Here is a 22,190-nt window from a genome sequence, read left to right as displayed (position 1 = left end):
CCTAAAAATAAGTGCTTATTTCAGCATCGTTACTTTTTCGCCTTTTGCAGAATCAGGATTAGCTGCCATTTCGATCATTGCAGAAACTTCATCTTTAATACTTTCGGCAGTTCCTTCAAAACCTACTTTTTTAAAGCGGATGTTTCCGTTTTTATCCAATATGAACTTAGTCGGGATACCTTCTACACCAAAAGCACTGACCACTTTTGACTGGCGGCCGTCTGCCCCTTTTTCATCCATCAAAACATGGAAAGTATATTTATTGTCTGTTATAAATTTTTCCACGCCCGGCAAATAATTGTCGCCGTTTTCCCAGGTATCGATAAACAAAAACTGCACATTTGGATCGTCCTTAAATTTGTTTACGGCCATTTGCATTCCTGGGAAAGATGCTTTACAAGGGCCGCACCAGGTAGCCCAAAAATCAACCACTACAACTTTGCCTTTTAAATCCGCCAGCGAAACTACTTTGCCGCTGGTATCTTTCAGGGTGAAAAGCGGCGCGGGTTTATTGATCATTTCTTTAGCCAGCTTTGCTTTAGCGGCTGCATCTGATACATTTTTTAATGATGTAAAATAAGTGTCGTATCCGGTTGCAGAGCCCTTGGCTTTGGTATAATTATCTTTTAAAGCTGCTTCGATCTGTTCCGAACTTGTTCCATTTTTGATTGCGGCTTCCAGTACTTCTTTCATTTTTTGATCTTGGCCTAATGCCTTTAAGATCAAAGCATAATGATAATTAATATCGGCATTGTGCCTGTTTTCATAAACCGGTTCCTGATAGTTAAGTGCTTCTTTGTATTTTCCCTGCTGGTACAAAATGTAAGCATACGTATCAGCATACATGTAATAAGCAGATTGATAATCCCTTTTTACAGCAGCAGGTGACGTAAAAGGCCGAGCACCGGGATTGTTGATTTTTTGCATTGTCAAATCCAGGGATTCTTTAGATAAAGTAGCCGCAGTATTCAGGTTTATACCAGCTTTTGCCCATTCCCAAGCTACGGTGTTTAACGTGCCGGCTAAATCTGATTTATCTTTAATTGTATTTTTTATCCGAAGAAAATCTTCTGTTTTGTTTGCTTGCAGATATGCGTTTGCCAACTGCATTCTGAAATTTTCCTGAGTGCTATTTTTCTCCGTTGGGCTTACAGGATATTTCTTGGTATAATCATTGTAAATAGCCTCCTTTTTAACCGGATCCCTTTCCATATAAAAAGCCATGGTAGTTTCATTTTTTTTAAGAAGGCCGTCTGGAAATTTTGATTTGATAACTGTTGTTAAAGAGTCAGCTTGTGCAGTTTTCTTTGTCTGCCGGTATATATTACTTGCCAGGATTAAGTCCTTTTCATCATTACTTTTGGTCAATACATTTAATTGCTGCTTTAATAAAGCTGCATCTTCAGCGTTTTTACTACTAGCAAGCAACATATTATAATTAGGTTGATATTCTTTTCTGCTTTGCGGATAATTTTGAAATTCCTGTTTGTACAAAACCATAGCTTCATTCGGATCAGTTTTTATTTTAGCAAATGACCTTCCTACGCCACTAATCAAAATAAAAGCTTTTGAAGCATAAGCACCTGCAACCGGCTTTTTGTCTTTATAGATTAGGTATAAATAACCTTGCCCGTTGTTGTCATCCACTGCATCATCTTTACCGATCTTTACAAAAAAAGCTTTAGCGGAATCAGGAATTGTAAAATCGCCTTTTAAAAGCTTTCCATCAGGCTTTAGGTTGATATCTGCTGCCGGATAATTTTTGTTGTCAATAAAATAAACAACCGCATCCAAATCAGTTTTACCATCAACTGATGTTCCTGTTGAATTGTAAGTAACCGTTATCTTTTCACCTGCTTTTGGATAAACATCCGAAAGGTTTAGGTGTGCACCGTTTTGTGCAAACCCGTTTTGCATCGCCAGGATTCCTGAAAATGCAAGCATAAGTTTCAGTTTTTTCATAACAACTAATTTTTTAGGAAAAGTAAACATTTTAGGTTTAGAAACAAAAATAATACTTCTTTTATCGATAAAAAATTTACCCCAGTTGGCTCACACCGCCCGAAACCACAAATTTCATCATCTCCGAAGCACTTTTATCTATCGGTTTAACACGCGTTGCCGGAAGGATAACTAACTGACCTGTAAACGAATAAGAAAATGGAAAATAAACGGCCACATCATCAGGCAAACCTAAAATGGTTAAATCTTTGTGCGTTACAAAACCGATCCTTTTTAACCCGAACTCGTCCATAGTTACCAAAACCGGTTCGTTAAATTTTTTTTCATCGCCCACAAAAGCTTCCGTTAAATCTTTAACCGAAGTGTAAACAAAATTAAACAGCGGCAAACGGTGAAACAGGCGCGAAAACCAGTTGTAAATCGGCGCAGTGATGAGATTTGTTACGATTACGCCGGTAAGCATAATCACGACTAAAATGGTTAAAATGCCTAAACCCGGAATGTATATTGGCCGCCCTTTGGTATCTGTAATAATCAATGCACTTAAATTTAGGGCGTTGTCAATTTCTGTAAATATCCACAGGATCAAAAAAACAGCAGCACCAATGGGCACCACTACCAGCATACCTTTTATAAAATAATTTACCAGGACTCTTAAAATCCGGTTCATGCCAATGCTGTTTTTACTCATAAAAATATACCCGTTTTACACGCTGTGAAATGTTGGTCAGGATTTCGTAAGGAATAGTATCTGCCTGATCTGCAAGTGTTTCGATCCTCAAGTTTTCATTAAAAACAATCACTTCATCTTCCTCGTTTACTTCAATTTCGCTCACATCCAGCATACACATATCCATCGAAATATGGCCGATTGTTGGTACTAACTTATTTTTAATCAGCATTTTACCATTGCCGTTACCAAAAATCCTGAGATAACCATCTGCATAACCAATCCGCACGGTGGCAATTACGCCGTCTTTTTCCATCCGGTCGTTCCGGCTATAGCCAACCGTTTCTCCGGCTTTCACTTTTTTAAGCTGGGAGATACTGGTTTTGAGCGCGGCAACGGGCTGTAAAAGTTTTTTGCCCGGATTTTCGGCCGAATCAATCCCGTACAAACCGATGCCCAAACGCACCATGCCCAACTGCATTTCGGGCCAGCGGCTGATTGCAGAAGTGTTGGAAATATGCCTGATGAACGGATGGCCAAGCGATGTCTGAAGTAACGCACAAGTATTTTGAAAGGTATTGAATTGCTGCCAGGTAAATTCATCATGTTCGGCAGAACCGCTCCCGGCAAGATGCGAAAATACCGATTTTACCTGCAATTGCGGATGGTTTTGCAGCACCAAACAAAGTTGCGCCGTTTCTTCAAATTCAAAACCCAAACGGTGCATCCCGGTATCAATTTTTAAATGAACCGGAAATTTGTCTGCTGATTTTCCAGTGATAAAAACAGCATATTTTTCCAGCAAACTAAAGCTGTAGATTTCGGGTTCCAACTGATAATCAAACAGTTCCTGAAAAGCAGAAACTTCCGGGTTTAAAACCATGATCGGCAACGTAATTCCGGCTTTCCGCAGCGAAACGCCTTCATCCGCATAAGCCACGGCCAGGTAATCCACCTTGTTAAACTGTAAAATCCCGGCAATTTCAAAACTTCCGCTTCCGTAAGAAAAAGCCTTGACCATCGCCATCAGTTTTACGCCCGGTTGCAGGATGGATTTGTAATGGTTCAGGTTGTTTTGAAGTGCGTTCAGGTTGATTTCAAGTACCGTTTCATGCGTTTTTTGCGATAAAACGCGGCTGATTTTTTCAAATTCAAAAAGCCTCGAACCTTTCAACAAAATGGTTTCATCCCGAAAATGCAGTTTGTGTATCTTTTTTAAAAGACTTTCTGTATCCGGGAAAAACTGTTTTTCCGGTGTTAAAAACAGCATTTGGTTTTTGGAGATTTCCGGGCCGACACCGATCAGATTATCAACGTTTTTTTGCCGCGTCAGTTCTGCCACTTGCTGATACAAAACTTCGCTTTTTAATCCGGTTTGATAAATATCCGACAAGATCAATGTTTTCTTCGGATGCTGTTTTTGCAGGTCTAAAAAGTTCAGCGCAATCTCCAGCGAATTGATGTCAGAATTGTAAGAATCATCAATAACCGAACAATTATTGAGGCCGTTTTTCAATTCCAGCCGCATACTGACCGGGTTTAACAGGGCAATCCGGCGACTGATTATGTTTGGGGAAATACCCAAAGCAAGCAAAGTTCCGCAGCAAAGCAGTGCGTTTTCCACCGATGCTTCATCTGCAAAAGGAATTGTAAACGCCAATTTTTCACCCCTAAAAACAGCATTGACCCTGGTTTTGCCGGATGCGTTTTCTTCGCTAAAAACAAACAAACCTGCTTCAGGTGATTTTTTGCTGATGGTAAAAGTTTTCAAGCCATGCAAATCGTTTTGAACGGTCAGTGGCACTGGATCTTCATTATAAATCAGGCAGTTAACATTTTTAAACAACTTTAATTTTTCCTGTAATTTTTGGTTTCTGCTGCTAAACCCTTCATCATGCGCGGCGGCAAAATGCGTTAGCACGCCAATGGCAGGTTTGATCATGTTTTCCAGCTTTTCCATCTCGCCAGGCACAGAAATCCCGGCTTCGATGATGGCCAGTTCATGCTGCGCGTCCATCTGCCATAAAGAAAGTGCCACTCCGGTTTGCGAATTATAACTTTTCGGACTACGGACCACATTTTTATCCGGCGAAAGCAACTGGTACAACCATTCTTTTACCACCGTTTTTCCGTTGCTGCCTGTAATAGCAACTACATCATAATCAAACTGTTGCCGATGATAAGCAGCCAGCTTTTGCAGTGCCGACAATACTTCTTTTACCCATAAAAAGTTGGCATCGATCATTTCCGGCGGGATTTGATAATCATCCTTCACCACAAAATTAAAAACACCGGCAGCATATAATTCCGGGATGAAATCGTGTCCGTTCCGGGTTCCGTTCAAAGCAAAAAACAAGGTGGTTTCGGCTTTGCTGATTTTGCGGCTGTCTGTCAGTAAATGTCCGATTTCGATTTCGTGCCGGATGCTGTTTTTAGCACCTAAAATTTTGCTGATCTGTGTGATTTGATAATGGCCGGGCATGTTGCTAAATTGAAGATATTTCCGGCAATAGAAGAATTTTAACGATTTTTGGGCCAATGGATTTTGAAGAACGAAAACCGAAAATTACCGACCCGAAAATAGGTTTGCAGAAAGCAGAAAAATACTGTGTTTACCAAGAGCGTTCGCAGCAGGAAGTACGCCAGAAACTGTTTGATCTGGGTTTGTACCCGCGGGATGTGGAGCAGATTATTTCGGAGCTGATTGGTAACAATTTTTTGAACGAAGAGCGCTTTGCCAACGCGTATGCTTTGGGCAAATTCAGGATAAAAGGCTGGGGCAAAATCAAAATCAAGCAGGCTTTGAAGCTAAAACGGGTGCCCGACGGAATGATCAAAAAAGCATTACAACAGATAGATTTAGACGATTATTTAACAAAGCTGAAAGAAATATTACAAAAAAAAGCTGCTTTGCTGAAAGAGAAAGAGCCGTATAAACGTCGCCATCAGCTCAAAACTTATGCTTTTGGCAAAGGCTATGAAGGCGATTTGGTAGCTGAGATTTTGAAAGACAGCGACTTATAAAAATTTTGAAAAAATATGCGGCAAAAAGCTTGTGTTTTTTTTGAATCTGTATATATTTGCAACCGCAATGCGAAAGTAGCTCAGTTGGTAGAGCGCAACCTTGCCAAGGTTGAGGTCGCGAGTTCGAACCTCGTCTTTCGCTCTTAGTTTTACAAGCCTCACCCTAAATCCCTCTCCATTGGAGAGGGACTTTTTTTAAAGAGGAATTTTAAAGCTAATATGGTTAATCACCTGCTCGGGTGGTGGAACTGGTAGACACGCAGGACTTAAAATCCTGTTCCCGTTAAAGGAGTGCGGGTTCGATTCCCGCCCCGAGTACTGCACGGGAAAGACGTAATGAATAACGTTCTTTCCCGTTTTTTTTTGGCTTTAACACGCTGTTAATCTGAAATATAAGAAGTGCTGCTTCATTCATTCGCTGGGTTCGATATTCGTTCCCGTCAAATCTCATTTTTTCACGGTATATCGAACCCAGTATTGCCCTTTTAGTTAAAACGTCTCCCTCTCCATACAATGTTTCGAGTCTTGAAAGTACCTCAATTGCTTTTAAAACCATATTATCTACACTGATAGTGTTAGATTTTAGTACCCTCGCCTCTGAAAGCGTATCTTCAAGCTTTTTTATTTTTTGCTCACAATCTTTTTTCATTATTGCATAATCATCCGCCTCTAGTTTTCCGTCAAAAAGTAGGTCCCTTGCGTTCGCTAATTTAATGTTGAGCTTTGCAATTTGTTCTGCTATTTCACGCCTTTGGTCAACAGTATTTCCTTTATGAGTTTTATAGATGTCAAGTACAACTGTTTTGTATAATTCAGACATGCCTGGCAAGGGTACAAATTTTAAAAGTTCTTCTTGAACAGCTTTATTGACATGATCTGCCTTATATCGACAACCGCACCCATAAATTGATTGAGCGTGATAATAATAGTAATAACCTCCTTTTTTCCCTTTTGATGCACTTCCGGTAAGTTGTTTATTACAAGTTGCGCATTCCAAAAAGCTTTGTAGCGGTAAGCCTTCATTGATTTTTACAGCATTTAAACGCATTGCTTTTGTACGACCATTCAAAATATCCTGCACTTTATGAAATAAAATCTCTGTAATTAATGGCTCATGTAAGCCATTTACCCATTGTTCTTCTTCATCTTTAAAAGCCTTTACGACTATCTTTCCACAGTAGACGGGGTTTCTAATCTCACGATAGAAATTCATTCGGCTTATCATAAATCCTCTGACGTTAGCCATCTTTCTAATTTGATCAGGCGCAAATACCCCTTCAGCAATAGTTTCAAATATCCATTTCATCTGTGGCGCTTCTATTGGATTAAACGCAATATATTTACTACCATCTTCTCTTATTTTATTATCATATCCTATTGGAGCAACGCCCATATATCTGCCCTCTTTTCTTGCCCGCCGCATTCCTTGTTTTACGTTTAAAGCTCGTCGGTCATTTTCTACCTCCGGTGCAGCTAAATAAAATGCCAACATAATTTTGTTTTCTGGGATTTCTAAATTAAGAGGTTGTTCGACTGCCTGGGGTTCAATTCCCAATCTCGTTAATGTAGAAATCATTTGATAAGCATCTCCTGCATTACGGCTAAACCTATCCCACTTTGTAAAAAGAACTAAGTCAGCACCCCTTCCTTTATTTTTACGAATCTCAGTCAAATACTTATTCCACTCCGGACGATTAAAGGTTTTTGCAGAATGATCTTCAAATAATACCTTTCGTACTTTGATACCATTAATTTTACAGTATTTCTGTAACCGCTCATTCTGGTCTCTTTGAGAATAACCTTTGTCTGCCTGTTCGTCTGTTGATACCCTAATGTATAAATCTGCAATTTTCATCATTTTAAATTCTATAGCTTCACGTATTGTTTTACTGACAATTTACCAAGTTTGTACATAAAGTCCAAGATTAATTTTGCTTCTTCTATAGTGACAATAGTCCCATGCTTTTTCAGAATTTCTACAGCTTTTTCCGGTGTAAGCGATCTTTTTTCAGGTAACATATCTGGTTTCCTTTGCTTTTTTTAAAAAGCAAAACTGGGGGAAGCTTATTTAAGTAATTGTATATCGAAGACCAAGCACAATTTTTACACCTAATCTTCTTATTCTTAGTAGCTTATTGTAAATTTCTTTTTGAAATTAAGTTATTTATAAGTCTCTCTTTTACTTTTTATTCAGCTAAACTATAGTAATTCAAGTAACTTCTATCAATCCTTGTCCCATAACCTATACTCACCAATACCTGTCAGTATTTGTATCAGATTGGCTTGTCAAAACCAATAGTCATGATATCAAAAACTATAATCAGAAAACACACTATTACTTGCACCAGGGTTAGAAAATCCGACAGGGATACGGCAAATAGAACCGCGTAAATCTATAACTGAAGCATTAATCAAATCATAGAACCTAACAACTGACCACGGGCTTTAAGAGGCGTTTTACAATCACGCGCGTGCCTGGCAAGATGTACTTTTGTATACACAAAAGATCGTGCCCCTCCTTTTAGTCCCGGGAGAAGTGCCCGCTGCGGAGCTTGCGGTCACTGATGATTTATCATGTATTTATTACCATATGGAACTACCATGGGCAGGACAAAATATAAAGCTGCGGAAGAGCTGTTAAACCATCCGATCATTCTAAGGGTCAATGAAACCGTTTTCAAACGGCTTGAAAAACTGGTCACAGAAAGTAGCTGCCAGTCGGTAGGCGAAGTGGCAAGAAAGATATTGTCAAGGGAAAAGATACTTTGCTTTTACAAGGACGTTACCATGAACGCACCGATGGAGGAACTGACCAGGATCCGAAAAGAACTCAAATCCATAGGCATCAATATTAACCAGCTCACCAAAGGATATAACAGTGCGAAGGAAGAAGCCCACAAGGCTTTTTATACCTTAAAAGTTATGGAGCAGTACCGGCCAGTCGAAGCGAAAGTGGACAGGCTGCTTTTGTTGGTATCAGCCTTAGCCGAAAAATGGTTGCAAAAATAGTTACAGGCAAAAGCATCCGGGGACTGCTGAACTATAATGAAAACAAGGTAAAGGCAGGGGCAGCAGAGCTAATTATGGCAAGCCTGTTTGGCAGGGAACTGGACAAACTTACTTTCTCCGATAAGTTTAACCGTTTCGGCCAACTAACGGACCTAAACAGTCATGTAAAAACCAATTCGCTGCATATCATGCTCAACTTTGATGTGAAAGAGAAGCCCGACCACTTTCAGCTGCAACAAATTGCTACTGCCTATATGGAGAAGATTGGTTTCGGTGACCAGCCTTATTTGGTTTACAAGCACGAAGATGCGGCGCATCCCCATATCCATATCGTTACCACAAACATTCGGGAAGACGGTGCAAGGATTGGCCTGCACGACATCGGAAAAAGGCTGTCTGAACCGGCAAGAAAAGAACTGGAGCGTGAGTTTGGCCTGATTAAGGCCGAAGGAAAGGAACTGAAAGAAGCCGTAGCGATCAAACCAGTAAACATAGAAAAAGCAGAATACGGCAAAACGCCAACCAAACGTGCTATCACTAATGTGGTAACTGCCGTTACCCGCGACTATAAATACACTTCTCTTGCAGAACTCAATGCTATTTTGAAACAGTTTAACGTGGTCGCAGACCGTGGCAAAGAGGACACGCAGATGTTCCGGAAGAAAGGCCTCATCTATTCAATTATTGATGAAAAGGGCAACAAAATTGGTATCCCTTTCAAGGCAAGCAGTTTGAATGGTAAACCGACGTTAACAAATCTCGAAAGCAAGTTTATCCAAAACGAAGAAAAACGAAAGCCTTATAAGGAAACCTTAAAAACCAGTATTGATAAAGTTTTCAGCAGTTACAACGAAATCACCAAAGACACCTTTTTAAGTGAGCTTAAAAAACAAAACATCAATGCAATTTTCCGGCAGAACGACGCGGGCCTTACCTACGGGATAACTATCGTCGACAACAAAAACAAAACCGTTTTTAATGGCAGCGACCTGGGCAAAGCTTATAGCGCGAAAGCAATCAGCGACAGGTTTAGCAATCAGGATAAACCTATTGAACAGCAGCAAAGCAAATCAGACCAGCGGGCCTCCACATCTTACACATCTTATCTCAAGTCCAAACAACAGACCAGTTACCTGAAACCACAAAAAGAAACAGACTACCTAAAAACCGCACAAAAGGAACAGGAAAAAACCTACCTCAAACCGAACCTGCCGGAAAAGCTACTGGAAAACCTGCTGGGCAAAACGGACGAAGACAGCCTGCCTACCATTCCCGAGGACAAAAAGAAGAAAAAAAGGGAACTGCATTTATAAATAAATCATCATAAATAAAAACTATGCAATCAGGAGAAGACCTGCAAGGGCTTAGAAAGATTATTGATTTTACCAGGCTCATCAGCCTTTTTATTTTATCCGTACGTTTTTGATCAAAGCCGCTAAAACCAGTAAAGCTGTTTGAACCAACGGCTTGAATTCAATTATCCAGGCTTTTTTAATTATATAATCGAAAGAAGCTTTTATAAGGGGAAATTTAACTACAGATGGCAAAATCCGTTTCCTCCATTCCGCACAGCTCCATTCCGTAAACCGCTTTTGCCTTTGCAAGGGGCAGGCGCAAGGCTCCTCCGTCGCCCCGCACCCTTTATCCGCGTTTTTTTCCAACTGCGATAAGCTATCCTTCAACTGCGGCAGACTTTCTTTTAAATGCCAATCAATACCTGCAAAACGCAGGTAGGCGGCATTTTGAGTAGCCACTGGCCTTTTACTACAGCAAATTTCCGATGTGCAGGCCATATGGTCAAGGTCGGGCCCTGCGGGTTTTGAAAAAATAATCTTCCTCTCCTTTTTTCATCGGTGCCCTTCGGGCGGTGCACCGTGGGAGAGCGTATTTTTTTTCCAAAAACCTTGCCCATATGCCCTGCCCGATCAGGTGCGGTGCTTAATAAAAAGCCAGCGAACTTGTGCGAGCGGACTTAAAAACAAAGCACAAAAAACAAAAGACCACCGAACCATGAAACTACCAAAAAACAGGGCGCCACCGAGGCTGGAAAGCGGATCACGGCCACAGACCGACCGATCACAAAAAGCAAAACCAATCACTATTTAAAAATCAAATTCAAATTCATTTTAAAACATAAAAACCATGGAAACCAAAGTAAAAGAAAACGGCGCAGCAGTAAATAACGGAAAGCCAGCCGGAAAAGAGGCAGCATTTACTAATGGCAACCCTGTAAACAAAGAAGCCGTGAAACCGGAAGAAGCAAAAGCCGGAGAAGTGAAAAAGGACGGACAGCAGGAACAAACCGGGCAGCCGCTACCACCGAAAGCAGAAAGCGGACAACCGGGGGCAGAACAGCCTAAGTCAGCGGAACAACAACCAAAAGCAGAGACAGCAAAACCAGAAACCAAACCGGCGAAACCTGCACTTAACTTGGAGAGCACTTTAAAATTAGTGGAAGAACTGCACCGCCGGAAAATACAAAGGGACAAGTTGCTTGATACGATTAACACTTTGGAAGCTTTTGAGGTGGCACAAATTGAAGATGGCGACGAGACGGACAATAACCACTTTCATGGCTGCACTTTAATGATCGAAGATGACAGCCGGAGAAAGTTTATCACCAAAAACCCGGTTATCATTTGGTCAGTAAGCCAGTATGTGAACAGCCTTTGTGTTGAAAAGCTATCAGAAATAGAAGCTGGCATTACCATACCGGCGTAAGGGAAAGGGTAATAAACAAAACTGTTCCCTTGTACTACCAGTACGGGGAACAGTTTAAAGCAGCAACCAATTTAATAAACAACTATAAAAACCAATAGCCGCCATGTTAGAACTATTTATAGAACTGACCGACCAAATCTTTTGGGAAGGTTACTCGCAGCAGTTGGCTACAGAAAGCCCTGCAAGTTTCCAGCAAGAGCTAAACGAGTTTATCGATTCCTATAACAATTAATCAGCAGTTAACAAACAACGTCAACAACCAAGCAAATGAAAGACACGATTTTTTTATTCTTTAAGGTAGTGATCCAGACCAGCCACACCGCTATCCGCGATGCAGTAAAAGAACTGGAAACAGAAGCGACCTATTTTATAGGAAACACTAAAAACGTGCAGGTACTCGAAACAGAGATCATCAAACTTAATACCGACCATTTAGGCGACGGCGAACTAAACTAAGCGGACAGGGGAAAATTAAAAAACGAATATCATCAGTATTACCAACCCAAATCAAAAACAAAACAATCATGGCACATAATATCAATTACAATGAAAAGACAGGCAAGCACAGTTTCTTCTCCGTTAAAGAAAAAGCCTGGCACGGATTAGGACAAATCCTCAGTGATTACCCGACAAGCGCAGAAGCGATCATACATGCGGGGTTAAACTACGAGGTAGAAAAACGCCATTTGTTTACATATGATACGGCAAACAATATCTATCAATAGCAATCAAAACGGCAGTAACCGGAACAGCAACAGTATCCCAAACAGCAACAGCCAAAACAGCAACACAAAATCAATCATTCCTGAAATTGAAGTCCCTGCTTATTTCGCTACCATTCGCAGCGATACCGAGCAGGTCTTGGGCGTAGTAGGCAATGATTACGAGATAGTACAGAATGTAAACGCTTTTTCGTTTTTCGATGCTATCGTAGCAAGCAGAAAAGGCATCTTATACGAAACGGCAGGCGCATTAGGTAAAGGGGAACGTATTTTTATTACGGCAAAACTGCCTGATTATATTAAAGTTGGCAGGGACGATTTGATCGAGCAGTATTTGCTGCTGACCACTTCGCATGACGGTTCAGGTAGTATCACCATCGCTTTTACACCTGTCCGCGTTGTTTGCCAGAACACGCTCAATGCAGCGTTAAAAAACAGCAGCAACACGATTAAGATACGGCATACGGCAAGTGCTGCCGAAAAGCTGAAAGGGGCGCAGCAGATACTGGGCAGCTCCATGCTACAATCGGTAGAACTGGAAGCCGTGTTTAACCGCTGGGCAAGGGTCAAAATAACAGACCGGGAAGTAAAGCAGTTAATACAATTGGCCATGGCAGCAAACAAGGAAGTATTAGAAAACATCCAAAACGAAAGACAGGAGGAACTATCCGCCACTTATAACAATACGGTCAGTTCTGTGATGGAATATGCTTTAAGCAGCCCGAGCCAGCAGGAGCAAACCACGAAAGGCACTTTGTTTGGCGCTTACAATGCCGTTACCGGCTACTTTCAGAATGTAAGGAATTACAAGGACGGGGAAGCCAAGTTTAAATCCGTCATGTACGGCGCAGGAATGCAGAAATCACAGGCTGCTTTTGATCTGTGTACAGGTTTTGCAAAACATGGCAGTAGCTCGTTGTTGCTAAATTAATACTAACTAATACTGATTAACAGGGGGGAGGTAATTACTCCCCTAAAATTTTCTTTTTAAGTGCTGGTTAAGCCTAATAAAATCTTTTTAAGTTCTTTTTTAAGGTTAGGTTATTCTTATAAAAACAGGCTTTTGTTAGCAAGAAAGAGATTTTATATAGGAGTCTAAAATATTATCAGTTAAACCAAAGTTAGCAAGCCATATTGTGGAGGCACAGCTAGTAGTTACTTGTATAATATAAAAAGTATAAATGAAAGGTAGTGTAAGCTGAACTGTGTCAGTGTTGTTGTTCAGTTGTTTTGTAGGTGCAGTTTTATTCGGTCTTCAAACATAATAAAAAGCTGTGATAGTGTTAGGTTCCAGTTATGGAGCGGCATTGTCCATTTCTCGGAGATGTTCTGAACGACCAGATAGACAAGCTTTAGTAAGGCATTGTCCGAGGTAAAAGCACCTTTGGTTTTGGTTACTTTTCTAACCTGTCTGTGAAACCCTTCGACGGAATTGGTCGTGTAAATTACCTTTCTGATGTGGGCATCAAACTTAAAGAAGGTAGACAGATTTTCCCAATTGTTGTACCAGGAAGAAATTGGAACGGGATATTTCTTGCCCCATTTTTCGTCCAAGGCGATCAGGTTTTCATAACCCTGTTCTTTGGAAACAGCCTGGTAAACGGGTTTCAGATCAGCCATAAAAGTCTTTTTGTCCTTTTCAGCAATATAGCGCAGGCTATTGCGGATCTGGTGCACCACACAAGTCTGCACCTCGGTTTTCGGGAAGATGGCAGCAATCGCCTCGGGAAACCCTTTTAGCCCATCCACGCAGGCAATCAGCATGTCCTGCATCCCGCGGTTTTTCAGGTCAGTCAAAACGGCCAACCAGAACTTTGCCCCTTCGCTTTCGGACAGGTACATGCCCAGCAACTCTTTCTTTCCTTCGAGTGAAACGCCCAGGATATTGTAAACAGCACGGGTAATCACGCTATTTCCTTCGCGGACTTTGTAGTGCATACAGTCCAGGTACACAAAGGCATAGACCGAATCCAGTGAACGCGCCCGCCACTCGTTCATCGCCGGAACAACTTTATCGGTGATGGATGACAGCGTGCTGGCCGAAATATCCATCTGGTACAGTTCCTTGATGTGCTTAGAAATATCACGCGTGCTCAGTCCCAATCCGTAAAGGCCGATCACTTTTTCTTCCAGTTCTTCGGTGATAATGACCTGGCGTTTGGGTAAAACTAATGGCTCAAAGCTGCCTGCGCGGTCACGGCTGCTCTCCAGCTCAAACTCCCCCGAAATACTTTTTATCTTTTTGCTGGCCTTACCGTTACGGCGGTTGGCTATACCGGCTGCTTTTTCTTCCTGCAGGTGCGCGTCCAGCTCGCCCTCTAATGCCGATTCTAAAAAGTGCTTCAGCAAAGGCGCGAAGATCCCTTTTTCACCGTTCAGCGGTTTACCCGCATACATCCCTTTGATCGCTTCCGCCTTGAAGCTCTCAAAGTCAAATCCATTTTGCTCGTTCATGTTACCGTGTCTTAAAGTTAAAAATCATCATTAATTCTTAACTGACACAGTTCATTTTACACTCTCAAATGAAAACACCACTCTACCGATCGATACAAGTGATCGTACATAAGTCATTAAACTTTATTAAGCTAAATTTTCTCCCTCTTTTTCTTCTGTGTTATATGATTTAATACGGCTAAACCATGAATTCTTGAAAGCGGCCTGAGAGGGGTTTTTTGCAATTATTTCGTCATATCTTTGTTCTCGGAGTTCGTTAATCTTTTCGAATAAAGATGTTGAATGGATTTTATTAGCAGCCGCTAAGGTTATTTGTCCTATCTTTTCATCGATAACAATAGAATTGCCCGGGAAAGTATTGACTGCTTCCTGAAAAATCTTTGCAGCAGTACCTGTTCCCATATTCACAGAGATATCAAACAAAGAGTTTGCAGTTTCCTGATCATTTAATCCAGAAAGGCAGATAACGTCCCAAAATTCAGTTTTGTAGAAAGAAAGCACCAACTTCTCTAACTCTAAATTTTTTGATAAAGCGACATTTAAATTCGCCGGATGTTGAGCTTTGATAGTATCCACAATTGGCCAACCCAGCCAATGTAGCCAAAAGTTTCGTGCAATGCCCCTCCAGGTTTCGCCTCCGTGATCCAAGGGATTATTTGCGTAACCACCTTCATTGTTCATCGTTATTCTATAAGCTTGATTAAAGTCTGTCATGGTTTTTAAATTTTGATAGTTTTGTATTTAATATTTATTGGATTATCGCTGAATTTGGCTACAACCCGCCAAAAAGATTTTTATTGGGGTCATTAAGGCCATCCACATTTTCTCATAAATTTCATTTTTGGGTTTATTTTTTCATATTCAACCATTTTGTTTAAAGTGGTTTGAATGCTGTTGCGTCTGCTTGATGGCTGGAGAATTTATCTGTAGCCGTTCCCATGATATTTAATGCATCTACGTTAAGAGAAATTGTTTGGGTGTAGGCATACTGGCCAAATTGCGCCATGGTTGCGCAGCCTGTAAAGCAAATTAGTAAAGCCGGAATACGAAAAACTTCTGCTATTTTTAAAATCTGTTTTTTCATTTGTTCATTTCTAAATATTTATTTAAAAATTTAAGCATAAAACTTCTAATCCCCAGGTGGCAGGGCTTTTTGAAATGTCAAAAAAGACGATTTTGCTAAGGAAAATTATTAAGCAGTCAGTCGAAATATATTTGTTGTAAAGAAGTATATTTCAGGTAAGATGCCCTGATTGAATTTGCCTTTTATTTTTATATCTAAAGAATCACTATGGTCAATTTAATTTCCTAAACCGTTAGAGGGCAAAAATACTTGATGTTTCGGGCCACCTATATAGCTTAAACTAGCCATTTTTTAAATAACTTTTAAGCCATATTCAAACATGGTTTTTCTGCAAAGCTGTAGCTACCGCTTCTGATACGTTATGGGCTTGCATTTTACTGTAGATATTTTTAGTATGGTTATTAACGGTAAAGGGGGAGATAAAAAATTCTGTGGCAATCATTTTTTGGCTAAAACCTTTAACTAAAAGAGCGAGCATATTCAGTTCTCGCTTTGATAAATAAATGTGTTCTGCCTTGCTTTACTGTTTTTATTGCCTATATATTCAAGTACTCTTTTGGCAATTCCCGGAGACATGGGTGCTCCGCCATTTACCACTTCAATAATTCCTTCTATTAACTTTTCATTTGTCGTTTTTTTTAACATGTAGCCATATGCACCAGCAAGCAAGCTGTTAAATAAGCTCTCATCATCTTCAAAAATTGTTTGTATAATGATATTGGTTTGAGGATAATGTTTTTGCAGCAGCTTCACCCCATCAATTCCATCTACTCCCGGCATATGAATGTCCATTAGAGCTACATCTGGCGAATTTTTGCGAAGATTTTCAACCAAGTTATTACAGTCTTCAAAATCTCCGACACATCCTATGTCCTTCTGATCGCTGCTATTGAAAACGGCCATCTGAGAGCAGAAATCGAATACGCGCATTTAGGGTAATATATTTACGAAGTCCTATAAAAAGTAGCACTAATGAGAATTTAACCTGCTCAAGTAAAAGTGCCTAAGAAGGATGAAAGCTAAGGATGATTTCGGTACCGCTGCCAACGTTTGATATCACACTTAAGCTGCCATGAAGCACTGCTGCTCGTTGCCGCATGTTAGTAAGCCCATTACCTCCTTTTCTAACATTGGCAGGATCAAAACCTTTTCCATCATCTCTGATTTCTAAAATAATTCTTTTATGACTTGTTGAAAAACTGATCCAAACATTTTGAGCGTCGGCATATTTGGCAATGTTGTTTAACGCTTCTTTATAAATTAAATAAAATTCGCGTCGTCGTTCCATACTTATCTTTAAGCGTAAAATATTGTCGTCAACATTAAAATGCATTTGACAGCTCCTGGTTGAAAACAACTGAAACGCATGTTCCCTCATATGGGCGATGATGTCTTCGAAAGCATCGTTTTTAGTATTGATGCTCCACACAATTTCATTCATAGAACCCATGATCTCCATTGCGAAATCGTTGATCTTTTTTAGTAGAGGTGCTTTGTCAAAATCAAGGCTGTCCATTTGCTCCTGCATAATTTTGGAATAAATGGCAATAGTGCTAATGGACGAACCTACTTCATCATGCAAATCTGCGGCTATACGATTACGTAAAGCTTCTAATTTCTTAAGCTGATAAAGCCGGAACCGGTAAAGTCCATAAACTGCTCCACTTATTACAACCGTTATACTTAAGTAAAACCACCAGGTTTGATACCAGGGTGTAATTATAAATAGTTCAATAGAAGAACTTTTTATGTTCCAGGCACCGTTTTCAAAGCTTGCCTGAACGATAAATTTATATGTGCCAGGATCCAGATTGGTATAAGTAGCTTCGTGGGCAGCTCCTGAATAAGTCCAGCCTTTATCAAAACCTTCCATGCGGTAGCGATAGCGCATATTGCCTTTTTTACGGTAATCTGGGGCAGTAAACTGGAAAGTTATTACATTCTGCTCATAGTACAGGGGAATATAGTGGGTATATTCAATAGATTTGGCCAATGGAGAATTATGCCCTGGTTTTACAGAATGGTTAAATAACCTGAAATCGGTGAATACAACCTCTGGCGGATCAAGCGGTCTTACTTCATCGGAACGGAAATAGTTTAGGCCATTTAAGCCACCAAAAATCATATTGCCTTCTGAGGTCCTTAGGTAAGCGTAACGATTGAACTCATTGCTTTGCAAGCCATCACTAACGTCAAAATTGCGGAAGTGCTTCGATCCTATATTAAATACGGATAAGCCTTTGTTAGTGCTTAGCCAGAGGTTGCCTTCATAATCTGGGAGAATACCATAAATCACATTATTAGCGAGTCCTTGTGCCGTACTAAAATGGATAAATTTACCCGTTAATTTATCAAGCCTGTTAAGTCCGCCGCCTTTTGTTCCTATCCATAGATATCTTTCCGGTTGCTCCACATCTGCACAAAAAGAAAGGGCAATATTATTAGAAATTGAGTTGTTGTCTTTTTCATCATTCAAATAAGTATGTATCATTTTTTCCTGCTTGGTGTCGAAGCAAAACAATCCATTGATAGAACCCAGCCATATCAGATCTTCGTCCTGATAAATACTTTGCAGAAAGTCGTAATCGTACTGGACGAATTTTGTGGGGTAGTCATACTTTAAAAAAAAATTGTTCACCCAGTCATATTTTACCAGATACCTATTATAGCCCATCCATATATTATTCGTTTTGTCACCCAAAAGGGGAAATGGAGCTGTAGTATGATCGGTAAAAGGAACTTTAAACCGTTGCACGCTATGGGTAGCTGGTTTGTACTGTAGTAATGAACCATTACGTGCAAACCAAAAATTTCCCGCTGTATCCTTGGTAAAAGACATATTGAACTTATCGCTGACCGCAGGCGCATTTATAAAGTGCGGAATATTCTGAGCAGAATCTTCTGTGATCCGCAAGGCATTCAGATTGTTGGTAACGATTTTCCCCTCTTTATCTTCTACAACCTGATACACGTTATACCCTCGCAAAATGTGGTGAAAACCGACTGTAGCAGGATCGTATTTTATAAGTCCATAGCCACCCGAGCCTATCCACACTACACCTGTACGGTCAGTATAAAATACAGTTGCTGTTTGAAGTGCTCGCATCGATTCCGGCTCATCCGCAATTATTTCCCGCAAACCTTTGTTCCGGATATTAACCTGTTTTATACTTCCTTTGCCCATAAGCCACAAGTTGTGACTTTTGTCCATTGTCCAGCGAACGTCCTGGCCTTCATACGAGGCAATTATTCTTGCATTACCAAAATTGTAGTCCGGAAATTTCCAGATAAGAGTACTACTATTTAGGTAAAGGCAGTGGTTTAATGTGTCTTCCATTAATGTGCCTGTAAAAAAAGGTATTTTAGGCGTGAAGCGGAATCGCTCCACTAATTTATAGGTCCGCAAGCTTTCATTAAAAAATAACTCATTAACAGTTGTATTATTCGTAATAAACTTACGGTTACGGCTGTCAATAAGAAGACTACCGATTTCTGATCTGTTTTGTGGCGTTGAGTTAATAGCTGATTTGAAAGGAACAAAGACCGGAAAATCTTTTCTAAACTCTAAATAGTCAAGTCCTTCTCGCGATCTAATCCAATAATTACCTGACTTATCTTCAGTTATATTTAATACAAAGTCTGACTGTAGCCCTCTGGTTGACGCCCGTCGTATATGCCGAAAGCTGTTGAGCATCGGATCGTAAATGTCAATACCTTTTCCCCTGAACCCAATCCATAAGCGCTGATGAGAGTCTTCAAAAAGACAACTGATATCATCACCTGCCGGTGAATTCAAATTTAATGGATCATGTCGAAAGACAGTGAAGGAATAGCCATCGTATCTGTTAAGACCGTCATTTGTTCCAAACCACATAAAGCCTTGCTTATCCTGTAAAATGGAGGTGATAAAGCCTTGGGAAAGCCCATTGTCAATTGTAAAAGATTCAAAATGCAGCGGAATAGGAGCTTGAGCAGAAACATTAGCCACAAGCAATACTGCCCACAACAGGACAGCGTAATATTTGTAGCCAAGTAATCTGTCAAAATGCAAGTAGTTATCTGTATTCGGACTAAATTAGTTAGATTACAGATAACTGTGCTAATAAATGTTACTTAGAGCCTGTTTAAATTTTGTTCAATATATTTTCTATGCTTCTTTTACCACATAAAAATCATCGGCCCATTGTACTTTTTGTATTGGAACAGCTTCTAAAAACAGGATTTACAGGCATAAAAGAAGCATTATAAATTTTAATATTAGAAATTCAAGTAGGCTCTTAGTTTAATGTATTTGATTATTACTGATTATGATCCGCTTTAATCCAGGACAAAAACTGAAACACATTCTTTGCATAGTTTTCCGCCCTTGTCCCGCTGCCGTTATAGGCTTTTACTGAATTGAACAAATCGCCGGTGTGGACATGCCATTTTTCTTGTAGCTCGCTGACTACTTTGCCAAGGCATGCATCCATACTATACCACTCCTTTTTTTTAAAAAAATCAGGATCTGTAACAATTGCCTGAATGTCATGTTGAAAGATACCGTAACCTGCATACACCCATTGTTTAGGTTCCCAACCGTGTAATGCCCTGGATGCGTTAGCTTCCGCAATTAGCATATCGGCAATGTCTTGCCCAAACTTTTCTATAAAAGCCGTCGTGTTTTTAGGGAATGCTTCGCGGGTACCATTCACATCGCCGGAAGCATCAAAAACACAACGTGCTAGTATATCTTCAGGTGTATGATCATTGATCCAGTGACACCAGTAAATAGCTGTTTCCTGACAGGCAATGGCATAAAGCAACTCCTTTTCAAAAGGGGTACCGGCTACCGCAGCCGCCGTCGCCTTGCCAAAGTGCGTATCCAGCCAAGAAGCGCAGGAAATGCACTGGGTATGGGTGACAGGTAGCTCCAATTGGCTGGCGTTAAACGCGGGTGGCATAACATCGGCACCTGGTGTCGCGTACGGTACAGTATCGGACAAGATCATTAATCCCTTGCCCCAATAAAAGTTATTGTCACGGTCGACATACCAGTTACCGAGCGTGTTTGTTCCCGCTGCCGTGCCTTCAAAGCTATAATCTTTGAAAACAATACCACTGATATTATTATTATCAGGCAAGCTTGCCGGTATCTGCCGCCGTTTATTTAGTTTGTCGGTAATTACTTTAAATTTTGCCATAAATTCTACAGGTTTTTATGGTGAATAAATCAAAAACAGTAATACAAATAACCTTTCAGGGCTATTGCTTCGCTGCTATCAATAATGAATTTGAAATGGTTGATACGGGTGTATAAATGTTGTACGGGTCGTTGATATAACCGGCTCAGTGAATTGGTAAGATATTCCGGTAGGGCAAGGCACTGTTGCCACTTTTTTAGCAAATCAGTATGTTCCTTACTTATAAGTTGATTTTTGCATAGGGTTTGTTGCAAAAAAGCAATAGGGGCGTTATCAAAAATTTCGATGCCAATACGGTCTTCCACATCGTTTTTAAAATCAACTCCCACCACCAGCTTTTGTTCCTTTTTTAAATAAGTTGTAACCCTCTGCAAGCTTTGGTAATTTCCTTTCCATGCCAATTTTTCAAGGGTATCTTTTAGCCGAGCTGGTTGAATGCCGTGAATAGTAAGGCGTATGGAACCGGTATCCCTTGAAAACATCAAACCATAATAAACCACTTGTAAACCTGCTTGCTTAATTTGATTTAAAAATTGAAGCAATCTTCCACCAATCTGCCATTCGAAACTATCTGTAATTTTTTGCACACTCCTGTAAGCAGATTGGGGGCAAAAAGAAGCACTTCTGTCAATATCAAAAAAGATAGCTGGCGAGCAGAGGAAAGGTGCATCATATTCTATCCAGATATTTTCTATTCCATAATTAAATCCATTTCTTTCTGGTTTAATAAGCCTAAGCAAATCTTCGTTTATAAAAGGCAGGTTGTAGTAATTATGGTTTATTTTTCTCAATACAACCCTATCAAAATCTTTATTCACCCTGGTAGCAAAATCAACGGTATTCTTACCAAAATGCAGTTCTAATATATTGCCGGATGATGCAGGAATATGCCTGGCAAAAGGAATAATAGATTGTAAATCTATTGCAGTTGTGGCATTGATGGTATGTTGAACAAAATGCAGTAGGGCTGCTGCATTTGGAACAGTCGTTTTCAACGGATCAAGAAATCTTGTTTCATGCCATATGTCTCCAAGCATATTCTGATGTTGATTTTTTAAAATCATCTATTATTATTTATTCTGCAGTTTGGTGAATAGAAAATCAAGCTGTATTAAGTATTACCAAATAGCAGTAAAAAATGATAACCGTTTTGTTTGTATTTACAATCCAAAAATGCCTTTGGCTATTTGCCCTGGCAATAGCTTAAATACGCTATTTATTAAATAGTCTATATTAAGAAGGTAGCTTGGATTATACTTTATTGTAAGCAGTATTATCTAATTCGGAACTGGGAGATAAGGGATGATCTAAGTTGTAGATGATGGATAAACACATCGTTAAAAGACAAAAAACGACAGATA

General features: G+C 40.1%; 20 protein-coding genes, 2 tRNA genes and 1 pseudogene. 10 read left to right on the top strand and 13 right to left on the bottom strand.

Going from position 1 to position 22,190, the window contains the following annotated elements; genetic code table 11:
- Nucleotides 1-15: 15 nt before the first annotated feature.
- The 3 genes from ACOFKR_RS07025 to ACOFKR_RS07015 all read right to left on the bottom strand — a co-directional run bounded on the left by ACOFKR_RS07025 (nucleotide 16) and on the right by ACOFKR_RS07015 (nucleotide 5,114).
- Nucleotides 16-1,944 (bottom strand): redoxin domain-containing protein, encoded by a 1,929-nt coding sequence (locus ACOFKR_RS07025; RefSeq protein ID WP_419803311.1) that lies wholly within the window; start codon nucleotides 1,942-1,944, stop codon nucleotides 16-18.
- Nucleotides 1,945-2,038: 94 nt separating this feature from the next.
- On the bottom strand, nucleotides 2,039-2,653 hold the full coding sequence (locus ACOFKR_RS07020; protein WP_419803310.1) for a DUF502 domain-containing protein: 615 nt from the start codon (nucleotides 2,651-2,653) through the stop codon (nucleotides 2,039-2,041).
- Nucleotides 2,646-5,114: a bifunctional UDP-N-acetylmuramoyl-tripeptide:D-alanyl-D-alanine ligase/alanine racemase gene (locus ACOFKR_RS07015; protein ID WP_419803309.1), complete on the bottom strand. Its 2,469-nt coding sequence runs from the start codon at nucleotides 5,112-5,114 to the stop codon at nucleotides 2,646-2,648. The genes ACOFKR_RS07020 and ACOFKR_RS07015 overlap by 8 nt, the downstream gene beginning before the upstream one ends.
- Before the next feature lie 56 nt (nucleotides 5,115-5,170).
- Between ACOFKR_RS07015 and ACOFKR_RS07010 the strand changes: the two genes are divergently transcribed.
- From ACOFKR_RS07010 to ACOFKR_RS07000, 3 genes are all read left to right on the top strand, one after another.
- Nucleotides 5,171-5,656, top strand: a complete 486-nt coding sequence (locus ACOFKR_RS07010; protein WP_419803308.1) for a regulatory protein RecX — start codon at nucleotides 5,171-5,173, stop codon at nucleotides 5,654-5,656.
- 69 nt (nucleotides 5,657-5,725) lie between these two features.
- Nucleotides 5,726-5,798: transfer RNA gene (locus ACOFKR_RS07005), tRNA-Gly, on the top strand.
- 91 nt (nucleotides 5,799-5,889) lie between these two features.
- Nucleotides 5,890-5,974 (top strand) — tRNA-Leu (locus ACOFKR_RS07000).
- On the opposite strand, the gene ACOFKR_RS06995 is transcribed toward ACOFKR_RS07000, so the two are convergent.
- A complete protein-coding gene (locus tag ACOFKR_RS06995) occupies nucleotides 5,940-7,514 on the bottom strand; it encodes a recombinase family protein (RefSeq protein WP_419803307.1) in 1,575 nt (524 codons plus the stop codon). The two genes, ACOFKR_RS07000 and ACOFKR_RS06995, sit on opposite strands and share 35 nt — an antisense overlap.
- Before the next feature lie 716 nt (nucleotides 7,515-8,230).
- Between ACOFKR_RS06995 and ACOFKR_RS06990 the strand changes: the two genes are divergently transcribed.
- The 3 genes from ACOFKR_RS06990 to ACOFKR_RS06980 are packed head-to-tail and all read left to right on the top strand — an operon-like array spanning nucleotide 8,231 to nucleotide 10,091.
- Nucleotides 8,231-8,665: a mobilization protein gene (locus ACOFKR_RS06990; RefSeq protein ID WP_419803306.1), complete on the top strand. Its 435-nt coding sequence runs from the start codon at nucleotides 8,231-8,233 to the stop codon at nucleotides 8,663-8,665.
- Nucleotides 8,650-9,978, top strand: a complete 1,329-nt coding sequence (locus tag ACOFKR_RS06985) for a relaxase/mobilization nuclease domain-containing protein (protein WP_419803305.1) — start codon at nucleotides 8,650-8,652, stop codon at nucleotides 9,976-9,978. Before ACOFKR_RS06990 ends, ACOFKR_RS06985 begins: the two co-directional genes overlap by 16 nt.
- Nucleotides 9,979-10,001: 23 nt before the next feature.
- Complete coding sequence (locus ACOFKR_RS06980; RefSeq protein WP_419803304.1) at nucleotides 10,002-10,091, top strand: YWFCY domain-containing protein; 90 nt, start codon at nucleotides 10,002-10,004, stop codon at nucleotides 10,089-10,091.
- On the opposite strand, the gene ACOFKR_RS06975 is transcribed toward ACOFKR_RS06980, so the two are convergent.
- Nucleotides 10,069-10,419 carry a hypothetical protein gene (locus tag ACOFKR_RS06975; RefSeq protein WP_419803303.1) on the bottom strand — a complete coding sequence of 117 codons (351 nt, stop codon included), beginning with the start codon at nucleotides 10,417-10,419 and terminating at the stop codon, nucleotides 10,069-10,071. The genes ACOFKR_RS06980 and ACOFKR_RS06975 overlap by 23 nt on opposite strands.
- A gap of 388 nt (nucleotides 10,420-10,807) precedes the next feature.
- On the opposite strand from ACOFKR_RS06975, the gene ACOFKR_RS06970 reads away from it, so the two are divergent.
- From ACOFKR_RS06970 to ACOFKR_RS06955, 4 genes and pseudogenes are all read left to right on the top strand, one after another.
- Nucleotides 10,808-11,386, top strand: a complete 579-nt coding sequence (locus ACOFKR_RS06970) for a hypothetical protein (RefSeq protein ID WP_419803302.1) — start codon at nucleotides 10,808-10,810, stop codon at nucleotides 11,384-11,386.
- Between the two features lie 103 nt (nucleotides 11,387-11,489).
- Complete coding sequence (locus ACOFKR_RS06965; RefSeq protein ID WP_419803301.1) at nucleotides 11,490-11,618, top strand: hypothetical protein; 129 nt, start codon at nucleotides 11,490-11,492, stop codon at nucleotides 11,616-11,618.
- A gap of 35 nt (nucleotides 11,619-11,653) precedes the next feature.
- The gene (locus ACOFKR_RS06960) at nucleotides 11,654-11,842 is read left to right on the top strand and encodes a hypothetical protein (RefSeq protein ID WP_419803300.1); all 189 of its coding nucleotides are present in this window, start codon (nucleotides 11,654-11,656) and stop codon (nucleotides 11,840-11,842) included.
- A gap of 68 nt (nucleotides 11,843-11,910) precedes the next feature.
- Nucleotides 11,911-13,039: pseudogene (locus ACOFKR_RS06955) on the top strand (DUF932 domain-containing protein).
- Between the two features lie 290 nt (nucleotides 13,040-13,329).
- Here ACOFKR_RS06955 and ACOFKR_RS06950 read toward each other — a convergent pair.
- From ACOFKR_RS06950 to ACOFKR_RS06915, 8 genes are all read right to left on the bottom strand, one after another.
- Nucleotides 13,330-14,562, bottom strand: coding sequence for an IS256 family transposase (locus ACOFKR_RS06950; protein ID WP_419803299.1), 1,233 nt, complete (start codon nucleotides 14,560-14,562; stop codon nucleotides 13,330-13,332).
- Nucleotides 14,563-14,688: 126 nt separating this feature from the next.
- Nucleotides 14,689-15,276 carry a glycoside hydrolase family 108 protein gene (locus ACOFKR_RS06945; protein ID WP_419803298.1) on the bottom strand — a complete coding sequence of 196 codons (588 nt, stop codon included), beginning with the start codon at nucleotides 15,274-15,276 and terminating at the stop codon, nucleotides 14,689-14,691.
- Nucleotides 15,277-15,436: 160 nt separating this feature from the next.
- Nucleotides 15,437-15,646, bottom strand: a complete 210-nt coding sequence (locus ACOFKR_RS06940) for a hypothetical protein (protein WP_419803297.1) — start codon at nucleotides 15,644-15,646, stop codon at nucleotides 15,437-15,439.
- Nucleotides 15,647-15,959: 313 nt separating this feature from the next.
- Entirely contained in the window at nucleotides 15,960-16,088 is a 129-nt protein-coding gene (locus ACOFKR_RS06935; protein WP_419803296.1) for a LuxR C-terminal-related transcriptional regulator, read from the bottom strand.
- 38 nt (nucleotides 16,089-16,126) lie between these two features.
- Nucleotides 16,127-16,549, bottom strand: coding sequence for a response regulator (locus ACOFKR_RS06930; protein WP_419803295.1), 423 nt, complete (start codon nucleotides 16,547-16,549; stop codon nucleotides 16,127-16,129).
- Nucleotides 16,550-16,649: 100 nt separating this feature from the next.
- Nucleotides 16,650-19,652, bottom strand: a complete 3,003-nt coding sequence (locus ACOFKR_RS06925; protein ID WP_419803294.1) for a two-component regulator propeller domain-containing protein — start codon at nucleotides 19,650-19,652, stop codon at nucleotides 16,650-16,652.
- 292 nt (nucleotides 19,653-19,944) lie between these two features.
- Complete coding sequence (locus tag ACOFKR_RS06920; protein WP_419803293.1) at nucleotides 19,945-20,829, bottom strand: hypothetical protein; 885 nt, start codon at nucleotides 20,827-20,829, stop codon at nucleotides 19,945-19,947.
- A 29-nt stretch (nucleotides 20,830-20,858) separates the two neighbouring features.
- The gene (locus tag ACOFKR_RS06915) at nucleotides 20,859-21,893 is read right to left on the bottom strand and encodes a hypothetical protein (protein WP_419803292.1); all 1,035 of its coding nucleotides are present in this window, start codon (nucleotides 21,891-21,893) and stop codon (nucleotides 20,859-20,861) included.
- Nucleotides 21,894-22,190 lie beyond the last annotated feature (297 nt).

This window comes from Mucilaginibacter sp., from assembly GCF_965201005.1.
Classification (GTDB): Bacteria; Bacteroidota; Bacteroidia; order Sphingobacteriales; family Sphingobacteriaceae; genus Mucilaginibacter_A.
This window is presented reverse-complemented; position numbering and strand designations above follow the sequence as displayed.